The organism is Heyndrickxia acidicola, from assembly GCF_001636425.1.
In the GTDB taxonomy this organism is placed as follows: domain Bacteria; phylum Bacillota; class Bacilli; order Bacillales; family Bacillaceae_C; genus Bacillus_AE; species Bacillus_AE acidicola.
The window spans coordinates 1853565-1865399 of record NZ_KV440953.1 but is presented as its reverse complement, the minus strand read 5'-3'; the positions used below and the strand labels follow the sequence as shown (position 1 = coordinate 1865399).

13 protein-coding genes are annotated in these 11835 nt (G+C 38.4%); 9 read left to right on the top strand and 4 right to left on the bottom strand.

The annotated features are described in order from the left end of the window. The first annotated feature begins 697 nt into the window (after positions 1 to 697). Entirely contained in the window at positions 698 to 955 is a 258-nt protein-coding gene (locus A5N88_RS08745; RefSeq protein WP_066264900.1) for a hypothetical protein, read from the top strand. A gap of 181 nt (positions 956 to 1136) precedes the next feature. Next, positions 1137 to 1253 (top strand): GapA-binding peptide SR1P, encoded by a 117-nt coding sequence (locus A5N88_RS24260; RefSeq protein ID WP_083953087.1) that lies wholly within the window; start codon positions 1137 to 1139, stop codon positions 1251 to 1253. 309 nt (positions 1254 to 1562) lie between these two features. Here A5N88_RS24260 and A5N88_RS08740 read toward each other — a convergent pair whose 3' ends face one another. After that, positions 1563 to 3032: an aminotransferase class I/II-fold pyridoxal phosphate-dependent enzyme gene (locus A5N88_RS08740; protein WP_066264899.1), complete on the bottom strand. Its 1470-nt coding sequence runs from the start codon at positions 3030 to 3032 to the stop codon at positions 1563 to 1565. A 515-nt stretch (positions 3033 to 3547) separates the two neighbouring features. On the opposite strand from A5N88_RS08740, the gene A5N88_RS08735 reads away from it, so the two are divergent. Next, positions 3548 to 4507 carry an NAD(P)H-dependent flavin oxidoreductase gene (locus tag A5N88_RS08735; protein ID WP_066264898.1) on the top strand — a complete coding sequence of 320 codons (960 nt, stop codon included), beginning with the start codon at positions 3548 to 3550 and terminating at the stop codon, positions 4505 to 4507. Positions 4508 to 4553: 46 nt separating this feature from the next. Further along, positions 4554 to 4832: a UPF0223 family protein gene (locus A5N88_RS08730; protein WP_066264897.1), complete on the top strand. Its 279-nt coding sequence runs from the start codon at positions 4554 to 4556 to the stop codon at positions 4830 to 4832. A gap of 35 nt (positions 4833 to 4867) precedes the next feature. On the opposite strand, the gene A5N88_RS08725 is transcribed toward A5N88_RS08730, so the two are convergent. Continuing rightward, the gene (locus A5N88_RS08725) at positions 4868 to 5488 is read right to left on the bottom strand and encodes a YktB family protein (RefSeq protein WP_066264895.1); all 621 of its coding nucleotides are present in this window, start codon (positions 5486 to 5488) and stop codon (positions 4868 to 4870) included. A gap of 212 nt (positions 5489 to 5700) precedes the next feature. Here A5N88_RS08725 and A5N88_RS08720 point away from each other — a divergent pair, with 212 nt between their 5' ends. Together A5N88_RS08720 and A5N88_RS08715 are read left to right on the top strand one after the other, a co-directional pair. Further along, positions 5701 to 5895, top strand: coding sequence for a YkzI domain-containing protein (locus tag A5N88_RS08720; protein ID WP_066264893.1), 195 nt, complete (start codon positions 5701 to 5703; stop codon positions 5893 to 5895). A gap of 174 nt (positions 5896 to 6069) precedes the next feature. Next, a complete protein-coding gene (locus A5N88_RS08715) occupies positions 6070 to 6870 on the top strand; it encodes an inositol monophosphatase family protein (RefSeq protein WP_066264891.1) in 801 nt (266 codons plus the stop codon). 398 nt (positions 6871 to 7268) lie between these two features. On the opposite strand, the gene A5N88_RS08710 is transcribed toward A5N88_RS08715, so the two are convergent. Continuing rightward, positions 7269 to 7454, bottom strand: coding sequence for a YlaF family protein (locus tag A5N88_RS08710; protein WP_066264890.1), 186 nt, complete (start codon positions 7452 to 7454; stop codon positions 7269 to 7271). 124 nt (positions 7455 to 7578) lie between these two features. On the opposite strand from A5N88_RS08710, the gene typA reads away from it, so the two are divergent. Both typA and A5N88_RS08700 read left to right on the top strand, forming a co-directional pair. Next, positions 7579 to 9417 (top strand): translational GTPase TypA, encoded by a 1839-nt coding sequence (gene typA / locus A5N88_RS08705; RefSeq protein ID WP_066264887.1) that lies wholly within the window; start codon positions 7579 to 7581, stop codon positions 9415 to 9417. Positions 9418 to 9488: 71 nt separating this feature from the next. Continuing rightward, positions 9489 to 9812 carry a YlaH-like family protein gene (locus A5N88_RS08700; RefSeq protein WP_066264885.1) on the top strand — a complete coding sequence of 108 codons (324 nt, stop codon included), beginning with the start codon at positions 9489 to 9491 and terminating at the stop codon, positions 9810 to 9812. A gap of 84 nt (positions 9813 to 9896) precedes the next feature. Here A5N88_RS08700 and A5N88_RS08695 read toward each other — a convergent pair whose 3' ends face one another. Then, a complete protein-coding gene (locus A5N88_RS08695) occupies positions 9897 to 10088 on the bottom strand; it encodes a YlaI family protein (protein WP_066264884.1) in 192 nt (63 codons plus the stop codon). Positions 10089 to 10464: 376 nt separating this feature from the next. Here A5N88_RS08695 and A5N88_RS08690 point away from each other — a divergent pair, with 376 nt between their 5' ends. Continuing rightward, a complete protein-coding gene (locus A5N88_RS08690) occupies positions 10465 to 11793 on the top strand; it encodes a PhoH family protein (RefSeq protein WP_066264883.1) in 1329 nt (442 codons plus the stop codon). Positions 11794 to 11835: the final 42 nt, after the last annotated feature.

The following is an 11835-nucleotide window of genomic DNA, read 5'->3' as shown; positions in this document are numbered from 1 at the left end:
CTATTAATGAAAAAGGCATTTTTGTTCTATTGAACAAGGATGCCTTTTTATTTTTATGCTGATTTTTAACTCGTTTGCTTGATTTTTCGAGTGGGTGAATTTGATACTTTTGGAGGTAATCCCTTTGTAAAAGTTCTTTGTCTAGTGGATGAAGTCAACTTTGGAGGAAGTAACCAGTGGGTAGAGTACTCCAAGGGGAGGATGAAGGCCCTTAGGGGAAGGTAGCAAATAGTTAGAGTCCTTTACAGTTGGGATGAATCCCATTTTGTGTTTCGACACCCTAAAGGACGGTCTTCATGACTTTTTTGTAATGAGCATAATAAACATTTTAACTATCAGTCGAGGCTTTCAATCTGCGCTTTGTTAAACAATTGTATTCCGCGTAGATTTGTCCAGTTTAATGCCTCCAGAGGTCTAGCCAAGCCGTTCATAAGAAGTAAGGACGCCTCATATGCCTGACTCGATGATCAAGCCTTCTCAGCTCTTTAATCTTCAGTTTATGCGCTTTCGTCTTAAGAGCCATAAGATAAGCAGTCAGAGAGCTTAAAGAGCAAACCTCTCTGACTGCGCGTCATTTGCTAGCAACCTATAATCAGACGCCATCCGTTTTTGTAAAAAAAATACAGGTTTTAAAAACTTCTTGCTAGTGCATATATTAATAAGAAAATGAAGTCATTCATTAAATGATGGTGAGAAGATGAAAAAATATGTCGCCTTTATATTTCAATTGATGATTTGGAGCGGGTTTAAATTAGCGGAATGGTTATCACATAGGGATCATACAGTTTACAAAGTGCTGATGTTTGCAGCTTTTTTCTACTTAGCCTTTTTATTAGCCAGAAGTATTTTGAAGTCCAATCGTCAGACACTTGTTATTACCGGTGCAAGCTTAGCCACATATGGATTGCTTCAATTATTTCTTCAGCAAGTATTGCCTCTGCCTATTTCATCATGATTGAAGTCTTTTTAAAAACGGGCTGTTATCAGCATAGATATCTTGCAGAGACTTATCATAATTGAAAATAGACACTAATTAATTTAATGTGACATACAATTTAGGCTTGAAATATTTAATGTGTTATATTATTATTAAAGAAACAAAATAAAACGCTTTCAAACGGGAGGGGAGTATACTGATGGGGATTATTGTCTGCCAATCATGTAATACTACAATTGACCATTTTGAAGATGAGAAAGTAACCATACTATATTCTAACTGCTGTACTTGTACGGATACGAAAGAAGAGGAATAGGGGACTTTTTAGGGAGAAGCGCCTTTTAAGGTGCTTCTGTTTTTTGAGGATTTGTAGATATGCTGGTTATATAATCTAATTCCTATTACACTAAAAAGCGGATGACAAAATCATCCGCTTTTTTAAAAATGCTAAACCTGTGAATATTGTTTCTTGTCTAGCTTCAGCGCCCCAATCGGCTATAGGATTTTTATGTCCCCTCAATAAGATAAGTCAACATCAGCTCGTGAACGGCCTCGCTGTGTTTCCTTTATCTCGATGGATGACTACGAAATCTGTACGCAGATGAGCAAGCTGCATGAACTTTAATTATTGAATTGCTTTATGTTCCTTAATGACCCGAAGTGTCTTTAATTCATAATCCTCAGGCCCCTGGACAGGAAGTCCTGCTTCTAAATTCTTTTGAATATAAATAAGATTATCTTCCGTGATAATCTCACCAGGAATAAAGATTGGGATGCCAGGAGGATAAACCATGACAAACTCCGCAATAATTCTTCCAACCGATTTCTCAATAGGAACTACTTCTGTTTCTGCATAGAATGCATCTCGCGGGGTTAATGCAAGCGAAGGGATGTCAGGCAGCAGAACTTCAATGTCAACCGTTCCTGCATAGTTGGAAAATTGCTTAGCCAGCTCTTCTAATGCTTGAACAAGAATATCAGCTTCTCTTTCGGTATCTCCAGGTGTAACTATGCACAACAGGTTATACAGGTCTGAAAGCTCTACTTCAATATTATAAGCTTCCCGAAGCCATTTTTCAGCATCATATCCTGTTATTCCAAGATCTTTAACCGATATAATCAATTTGGTTGGATCATAATCATAAGTTGATTTTGTTCCTAATATTTCTTCACCGACACAGTATAGGCGGTCAATTTTATTAATTCTTTTGCGGATAGACTGAGCCAGTTGAATAGTATCTTCTATCAATTTATGTCCTTCTGTAGCAAGCCGTTTTCTGGCTGCGTCTAATGATGCGAGAAGGATATAGGAGGTGGAAGTAGTCGTTAGCATGCTCAAAATGGTTTGGACATGTTTTGGCGATACAAGACCCTCGCGAACATTTAATATTGAGCTTTGTGTTAAGGAACCACCCAGCTTATGAACACTAGTAGCTGCCATATCTGCACCTGCTTGCATAGCTGAAACAGGAAGCTCCTCGTGAAAATGAATATGCACGCCGTGTGCTTCATCTACGAGTACAGGAACATGATAAGAATGAGCAATTTCAACAATCTGTTTTAAGTCTGCAGAGATACCAAAATAGGTTGGATTAATAACAAGTACTCCTTTGGCATCAGGGTTTTGTTCCAAGGCTTTAGAAACGGATTCTGTGGTAATTCCGTGTGATATTCCAAGCTTCGGATCAACCTCAGGATGTATAAACACAGGAATGGCTCCTGAAAAGACAATTGCCGACATGACAGATTTATGAACATTTCGAGGAACTATAATTTTATCTCCTGGTCCGCATACTGACATAACCATAGCGATAATAGCTCCACTTGTACCTTGAACAGAGAAAAAAGTATAATCAGCCCCAAATGCTTTAGCAGCCAATGCCTGTGCCTGCATAATCATTCCTTTTGGCTGATGAAGATCATCCAATGGTGCAATATTAATTAAATCAATTGATAGGGCATTCTCTCCAATAAATTCTCTGAACTCAGGATCCATTCCTGAGCCTTTTTTATGACCGGGTATATGAAACTGAACAGGGTTCTTTTTAGCGTGCTTTTTAAGTCCTGTAAACAGGGGAGTTTCAAATTGTGACAATAATTCTGCACCTCTTTTTCTGAGTAAAAGTTCTAATTCCATGAACATTATTATATAAGAATAATAATAAAGGATTATTCATAAATATGTTGATGGAAAATAATTGTAATAACTTATTTTGATGGCCGATGAACTGTTAAATATGATTGATGTGTCTGTGTTTTTTTAGATTTTTTAAAAAAAGGATCTGTAAATCGGCATACACCTGATTATTGTATAAAAACAGTATATTAATTCAAAGACATTTAAAAAAAGAAAACAAATGAATTATAGCATCTTACAATTCCCTTGCAAATAGTTTTTTCACCTAAAGAGGAATTAATTATGATAACATAGAAGTTACTTTTTAACAGGCTCTGTTCACTGCGATCTGATTTTAGCTAAGCCGTATGTTTTTTAGCGGGCAGTTAGGGAGACGACTCAGCGTTATTCTTGAGGGATTTCTAATATCGTCTCTAATCACCTCAGGGCTAATTTCTCTAAAAAATAGGGACCTTAAAAAAGGAGTGAGAAAGATGAAATGGAAAACACGTGTAACAGATTGTTTAAATATTAAATATCCCATAATTCAAGGCGGATTGGCCTATCTTGCGTATTCTGAACTTGCTGCCGCCGTTTCCAATGCTGGGGGACTTGGCCAAATTACTGCGATGTCGCTTGAATCACCGGAAGCTCTGCGACAAGAGATAAGGAAGGTGAAACGACTGACGGATAAGCCGTTTGGAGTTAACTATGCCATTGGTCAGCATGGGAGGCCTTTTGAAGACCTTCTAAATGTGGCAATTGAAGAAAAGGTGCCTGTAGTCTCTGTTACAGGTGGCAACCCTGCACCTTTTTTTAAACAAATGGAGGGAAGCAATGCAAAAAAATTGGTCCTTGTTGCCGCAAAACGGCAGGCTGTAAAAGCTGAAGAATTAGGGGCAGATGCTGTCATGGTTGTTGGACATGAAGGGGGAGGGCACCTTGGGAAAAATGACACGGGCACAATGGTTCTGATTCCTCAGGTTGCAGATGCAGTAAGGATTCCAGTGATTGCATCAGGAGGCATAGGAGACGGGAGAGGGTTCATGGCTGCACTTAGTTTGGGTGCGGAAGGTATTGAAATGGGGACACGTTTTATAGCGACGAAGGAATGTATTCATGCTGGAAATGCTTATAAGCAGGCTTTGCTGAATGGATCGGAAAATGATACGATTATTATTAAGCGTTCACTTGGAGCCCCTGCACGAGCCCTTCATAATAGTTGGACGGAGAAGATTGTGGACATCGAAAATCGCCAGGGTGGGTATGAAGAATTAAAAGATTACATAAGCGGGAAAGCTAATAAAAATTATATATATGATGATAATGTGGAGGGGGGATTTGCGTGGGCAGGCCAGGTGATGGGACTTATCCGTGATATCCCTTCCGTTGATGAATTAATTACCAGAATGATCATGCAGGCGGAACAGATTAGGGAGAAGTGGTCTGAATGATGGATGTTTCCCCCTTGATTATTGACAATAGGAAAGTGGTGAAAATATGGAATACCAATATCCATTTTCTATGGATTGGACTACGGAAGAAGTAGTGGATGTTATTCAATTTTATGAGGCAGTAGAGAAAGCGTATGAAAAAGGCATTGAAAGGGAAGAATTTTCAACAAAATACCGCCGCTTTAAAGAAATTGTCCCTGGCAAGGCGGAAGAAAAGAAATATGGCAATGAATTTGAAAAGGCAAGCGGATATTCCGCTTACCAGGTGGTAAAAAGAATGAAAGAAACTGACTCAGGCTCTGCAATAAAAAAGATAAAAATGTAAATGAGACCTCCCGTTTTTTGGGGGGTCTTTTACGTTTATGACAATTTATAAAGGGGTACTAAATTTACAAACGCACTATTAATTGTATCAACAAGTTCACTGCCATCTAAGCGTACTGCCTGCTCTCTGGGAATCTGGATGCCGCAAAGGATTTCTGCTTTTTTAACGGTCTGCAAACGACGGAAAAGCGACAATAAATCATCATGAGTCATTTCGCTCATCCTTATGGCATCAGGTTTCATATGATCACCTGACCACATATAATGATTTGGGATGGAATCCAGTATTTTACTAATATTATTTTCCAGCTTTTTTCCGAATTCTTCCTTGGAAGGTGCTTCATAAATAACGGCGAACCAAACAAACAGGTGAGTTTCCCAGAGTCCAATTTGAAAATGGGGAAGCATCTTGTAGCCGCGTTTGCTGCTGGCAAATGCTACCCAAGTATCATTGGGCGGGTTAATCGTACGCCGGGCGTGTCTAGCAACGTGGTGGAACATTTCAATACCGGTTAAAGAGCTCAAAGCAGGTGCAAATGTATCCCCTAAAAATTCTAATTTAGGACGAATGGTTTGTTTTATCTGTTCCATGCGTTCCTCAAGCCCATTCAATGTGAAAACATCAAAATCTTCATTTGTTAAACCATTAAAGCTCATTACAATACCTCCAAAAACATCCTGTAGCTAAAGGTGTTCGTTACTTACTAGATATTTTATCATAATTGCTTTAAAGGTTCATAAACAAACGCATGAAGAAATTATCATGGGTGTATACACATTTTTGTTACATCAAATTTAGGTTACGCATATTATAAAAGTAATAATATCAGAATATTATGTGATTTAAATCTTGAAGGGATGTGAAGTTCATGAAACAAGTAATGAATGCCTCTAAAAAGAAAAAATTTGATCAACAACGCATTGCGGTATTGAGATTGGAAATGGACTATGAGCTAGCTGTCCTTTTTGAAGCCATGGAGGAACAAAACGAAGATAAGAAAAAAAAATCTACATTAAAACTAGAAAAAATCCGTGAAGAATTATTGAAAATGAAAGCAATGTAAAAGGATTCCAGTAATTATATATGGATTTGTGACGGACTCCCTGTTCCTTCTAAGCAGATGGGGTTCGTTTTTATGGCCATGGAAAAAACCATATACTTGAATTAGGGGCAACTTTCCTTTAATCTAATGGTTACAATACATATATGGATGTAGGTAAATGGAGGTCTATTTAAAATGAATTGGAATGAAATCGATACATACGTTAAGCATTGGTTAGAAGAGGCCGGAAACCGAATTACTGCATCATTTCAGAATGAATTGAATATAGAGACGAAATCAGATCGTAATGATTTAGTGACGAATATTGATAAAGAAACAGAACAATATTTCATAAAAAATATTCAATCTAAATTTCCGGATCATCATATACTTGGAGAAGAAGGATATGGTGAGAAATTAGAGAGTATGGATGGGATTGTCTGGATTATTGATCCTATTGATGGAACGGTTAATTTTGTGCACCAGCAACGCAATTTTGTTATTTCTATTGGAATTTATCAAAATGGGGTTGGAAGGCTCGGCTACATTTATGATGTCGTTCAAAAAGAGTTATACTCTGTTGAAGCAGGCAAAGGTGCTTTTTTTAATGGAACAAGGCTTGCTCCACTAGAGGAACCGCCTCTCAGTGACGCCATTATTGGAATGAATGCAACCTGGCTGTTATCAAATAAATTGGTCCCAGTGGAGAACCTGCATGCTCTTGTGAGAGATATAAGGGCAACGAGATCCTATGGTTCAGCCGCATTGGAATGTATTTATGTGGCCACGGGAAGAACAGACGCCTATTTAACAATGCGACTTTGCCCATGGGATTTTGCGGCGGGTAAAATTTTTATTGAAGAGTTAGGCGGGGTGGTTACCGATGTTTTTGGTAATTCATTGAATATGCTGGAAAAAAGCTCTGTTTTTGCATGTAAGCCCGGACTTCATAAAGAAATTTTGGATAATTATCTCCTGAGGGGTATTTCAAAATAAAGCCAGGAAAGTAGACTATTCTTTATTGAAAACTGCTCGTTATTTAGCTCATTCGTGCGAAACTACCGTTTCACACGCCTTTCAGCTCCGCTGAAAGGTTACAGTAAAGAAAGGAAACACAAGCAAACTTGTTTGCTTGTGTTTCCTTTCTTTACTGTAAAATGAGCTAAAAAACAACAGAGTCCATTATCTCAGTCGAAGACTATGAAATTCGTACACCGGTGAGCAAGGCGCTTGCGCTTTTCTGTCTAGCTCCAGCGCCTATCGGCTAGCGAATTTCTACGTCTCCTCCCTGCGATAAGTCAACATCAGCTCGTGAAGTGCCTCGCTGTGTTTCCTTTATCTCAGTTGAAGACTATGAAATTCGTACGCCGATGAGCAAGGCGCTTGCGCTTTTCTTACAGCCTTCCTTCTTCCCTGTATTTTTTCTTTGTTTTGAAACCGAATCCCATAATTAAAATTATAAGTACGATACTGCCTAAAATGCCTACAATGCTTTCTTCAGCTATTGCGATACCAATTCCTATAATATCAGCTGCTGCTGCTACGGAAAAAAGAACGAAAATCCACTTAATTTCTTTCATGTGAGCGCCTCCTTTACTCTTATTTTACATAAATTGTTTCTGATTTTCTAGTAGGTGTGTTACAATATATAGGTTGTGGATATACTAATTAAATGATTTTGCTTTTTAGGCAGGAGGAAACATTTTGAATAGAAGAGAAGACTTAAGAAATATTGCCATTATTGCTCACGTTGACCATGGGAAAACAACACTGGTTGACCAATTGCTTAAACAATCAGGTACTTTTCGTTCCAATGAACACGTAGCTGAAAGAGCAATGGACTCAAATGACCTGGAACGTGAAAGAGGAATTACGATTCTTGCAAAAAATACGGCAATTCAATATAAAGATACACGTATTAATATAATGGATACACCGGGACACGCAGACTTTGGCGGTGAAGTAGAACGTATCCTTAAAATGGTTGATGGGGTACTTCTAGTGGTTGATGCATATGAGGGTTGTATGCCTCAAACTCGATTTGTATTGAAAAAGGCTCTAGAACAAAATTTAACGCCAATTGTCGTTGTCAATAAGATTGACCGTGATTTCGCTCGTCCTGAAGAGGTTGTAGATGAAGTACTTGAGCTCTTTATTGAGCTTGATGCAAATGAAGATCAATTGGAATTTCCAGTAATTTATGCATCTGCCGTTAATGGAACAGCAAGTGCTAATTCCGATCAGCAGGATGAAAATATGCAGGTACTATTTGAAACAATTGTTGAACACATCCCAGCTCCTGTAGATACAAGAGAAGAACCGCTTCAATTCCAGGTAGCATTGCTTGATTATAATGACTATGTTGGGAGAATTGGTATTGGCCGTGTGTTCCGTGGAACAATGAAGGTTGGGCAGCAGGTTGCGCTTATGAAGCTTGATGGCACAGTCAAACAATTCCGTGTTACCAAAATGTTTGGTTTCTTCGGTTTAAGGCGCCAGGAAATTGAAGAAGCTTACTCAGGTGATCTTGTTGCCGTTTCTGGAATGGAAGACATTAATGTAGGGGAAACTGTTACACCTATTGATCATCAGGAACCTCTTCAACCACTGCGAATCGATGAACCTACTTTACAAATGACATTCGTAGTAAATAACAGTCCTTTTGCAGGCAGGGAAGGTAAATTTATTACTTCCCGTAAAATTGAAGAAAGATTGCGTTCACAATTGCAAACGGATGTAAGTTTAAGAGTCGACAACACTGATTCTCCAGATGAATGGATTGTTTCAGGACGCGGAGAACTTCACTTATCGATTCTTATTGAAAATATGAGAAGAGAAGGCTTTGAACTTCAGGTATCTAAACCGACAGTTATCATTAAAAACATTAATGGTGTAAAATCTGAGCCGGTTGAACGTGTGCAAATTGATATTCCTGAAGAGTATACAGGCGGCGTCATTGAATCCTTAGGATCACGTAAAGGTGAAATGCTTGACATGATCAATAACGGAAATGGTCAAGTCCGTCTTGTATTTAATGTTCCAGCACGTGGATTAATTGGATACACTACTGAGTTCCTGACTTTAACAAGAGGTTACGGGATTCTGAACCATACATTTGACAGCTACCAGCCAATGCAACCAGGCCGGGTTGGCGGAAGACACAATGGAGTACTTGTTTCCATGGAAACAGGTAAGACTACTATGTATGGAATTATGCAAGTAGAAGACAGAGGAACAATTTTTGTTGAACCGGGTACAGATATCTATGAAGGTATGATTGTTGGTGAAAACACACGTGATAACGATATTACCGTTAACATCGTTAAGGTTAAACATGCAACCAACGTGCGTTCAGCAACAAAAGATCAAACCTCTGTGATTAAAAAGCCTAGGATTATGTCACTCGAAGAAGCTCTTGAGTATTTAAATGAAGATGAGTATTGTGAAGTAACACCTGAGTCTATTCGTCTTCGCAAGAAAATCTTGAATAAGAACGAAAGGGAAAAAGCAGCTAAAAAACTAAAATCAGCAGAAGTGAATTAAGTTTTTTAAAAAATTGTTTCTTGATATGTTAAACTAAGGAAAATAAGGAATCATGTTAGGGGAGTTGGATATTGCCAAACCAAACTGTTCACGATTCGCTTTCCTTTTTTGCAGCTTTATATCAAGTGGATCAGCACCCAAAACTGGGGATGTGGCTTTTCTATTTAACAATTGTTGCTTTATCCATCTTAGTTTACAAGCTTGGATTTGCCAAAAAACTGCCCATCTTTAAGTCTCTCGTGGTCTATGCGTTCTTATTATTGGGATGCACGCTATTGACTTTTTTAGGAATTTTCCTTCCAATCGGGGAAGGCTTGGTTATAGCCGCTCTTATACTGATCATTTATAAAATTCGGCTCCATAACCAAAAAAAATCAGAAGCACAAAACAGCTAATGAAAAACCCCTCTGCTATCATTGCAGAGGGGTTTTTATGTTGAAATAAAAAGATATTTGTGACTGCTAATTAAGTATTCTTTATTACCATTCTTCTGATGTGGAGTCATCTCCGTTTTTCCGTTTTGCCAATCGTTCCTGGGCTTTTTCTGTTACACGATTGGTACATTCCTCACACATATACGTATGAATCGGTCTATTCCGCAAACGTTTCGCTATAATAGAATCTTGATTTATCACTTCAATTTTATCGCATAAAATGCACTGTACTTTCATTGGGTACACCTCTAGGAGCAATTATTTCTATTACACAAGTATATCATGATAGAAAAGAAAAATAGAATGGCTAACTGGATAAAAATTTAAGAAAAAGGTTTTCAGTTATAAAGCTAACATTGCAATGCTTTTTTCTTTGATAACTTTTGAAAGGCGTGATATGTTGTTTTTAAGGAAAGTAATATTTGCTGTTAAAATTGTGCAAGGGGGAGCTGAAGAGTAAAGGAGCCATATCTCTGCTTAGATTAGTGAGTAATCTTCTTCTATCTTTAAGGATTTGGACATATATTTTACAAATGTCCGTCCACAACAATGAACCGGATGATGATTAAAATCATATGATAAAGTAATCTAATAAGGGGCAGGAGGCATCAATTTGAAAAAAATATATGTATTAGATACAAATGTCTTGCTACAGGATCCATACTCCATCTTTTCCTTTGAAGATAACGAAGTGGTTATCCCGGCGGTTGTGCTGGAGGAAGTAGATTCGAAAAAGCGTTATATGGATGAGATTGGCCGTAACGCAAGGCATGTATCCAAATTGATTGATGGATTTAGGCAATCAGGCAAGCTCCATGAAAAAATTCCGTTGGAAAACGGAGGATTCCTGCGCATTGAACTAAATCACCGCTCTTTTCATCAGCTTCAAGAAATATTTGTAGAAAAAACAAATGATAATAGGATTTTGGCAGTGGCAAAAAACCTATCCTTGGAAGAGGAAACAAAAGAGAATGGAAGTCCCGTCATTTTAGTCAGCAAGGATGCGTTAGTCAGAGTAAAGGCTGATGCGCTGGGTCTCCAGGCAGAGGACTTTCTGAATGACCGGGTGGTTGAATTAGACCATATTTATACAGGACTTGCTGAACTTTATATAGATAGTGAAAAAGTAAATGAATTTTATGAAAAAGGCCAGCTGCGGTTATCCGATATAACAACCCACTTTTTCTATCCCAATCAGTTTATCATCATGAAGAATTCGCTTGGCGGTTCATCCTCGGCAATCGGCATAGTGGAGAAAACAGGATGTTTTGTGAAAAAACTGGTGTACAACCAAGAATCAATATGGGGTGTTAAGCCAAGAAATGTTCAGCAGACGATGGCGATGGAACTGCTGCTGCGCGATGATATCCAACTGGTAACCATGATTGGAAAAGCGGGAACCGGAAAGACACTTCTTGCTCTTGCTGCCGGTCTGATGCAGGCAGAGGATTTATTGAACTATAAAAAGCTGTTGGTTGCCCGTCCGATAGTTCCGGTAGGAAAGGATCTCGGCTATCTTCCAGGTGAAAAACAAGAAAAGCTGAGGCCCTGGGTACAGCCTATTTATGATAACCTGGAATATCTTTTTAATACAAAGAAGCCTGGAGAAATTGATGCCATTTTGGCCGGTATGGCTTCCATAGAAGTGGAAGCATTGACATATATCCGCGGACGAAGCATTCCGGAACAATTTATTATTATTGACGAGGCTCAAAACCTTACCAAGCACGAAGTGAAAACCATTTTAACAAGGGTTGGGGAAAAAAGTAAAATTATCTTAATGGGTGACCCTGAACAAATTGATCATCCTTACCTGGATGAATATAATAATGGACTTACCTATGTAACGGAGAAATTTAAAGAGCAGGCGGTTGCCGGACATATAAAATTATTAAAGGGAGAGCGCTCTTCATTGGCTCAATTGGCAGCCGATCTTTTATAGAACCAATATACAGTATATAAAAAGCATCGGGATGTTGTGACA

Coding starts and splice junctions, on each gene's coding strand:
- A5N88_RS08695 (WP_066264884.1), bottom strand. CDS start 10,088: ATGAAAGTACAGTGCATTTTATGCGATAAAATTGAAGTGATAAATCAA.
- A5N88_RS24260 (WP_083953087.1), top strand. CDS start 1,137: ATGGGGATTATTGTCTGCCAATCATGTAATACTACAATTGACCATTTT.
- A5N88_RS08720 (WP_066264893.1), top strand. CDS start 5,701: ATGAAACAAGTAATGAATGCCTCTAAAAAGAAAAAATTTGATCAACAA.
- A5N88_RS08730 (WP_066264897.1), top strand. CDS start 4,554: ATGGAATACCAATATCCATTTTCTATGGATTGGACTACGGAAGAAGTA.
- A5N88_RS08715 (WP_066264891.1), top strand. CDS start 6,070: ATGAATTGGAATGAAATCGATACATACGTTAAGCATTGGTTAGAAGAG.
- A5N88_RS08745 (WP_066264900.1), top strand. CDS start 698: ATGAAAAAATATGTCGCCTTTATATTTCAATTGATGATTTGGAGCGGG.
- A5N88_RS08710 (WP_066264890.1), bottom strand. CDS start 7,454: ATGAAAGAAATTAAGTGGATTTTCGTTCTTTTTTCCGTAGCAGCAGCA.
- A5N88_RS08735 (WP_066264898.1), top strand. CDS start 3,548: ATGAAATGGAAAACACGTGTAACAGATTGTTTAAATATTAAATATCCC.
- A5N88_RS08725 (WP_066264895.1), bottom strand. CDS start 5,488: ATGAGCTTTAATGGTTTAACAAATGAAGATTTTGATGTTTTCACATTG.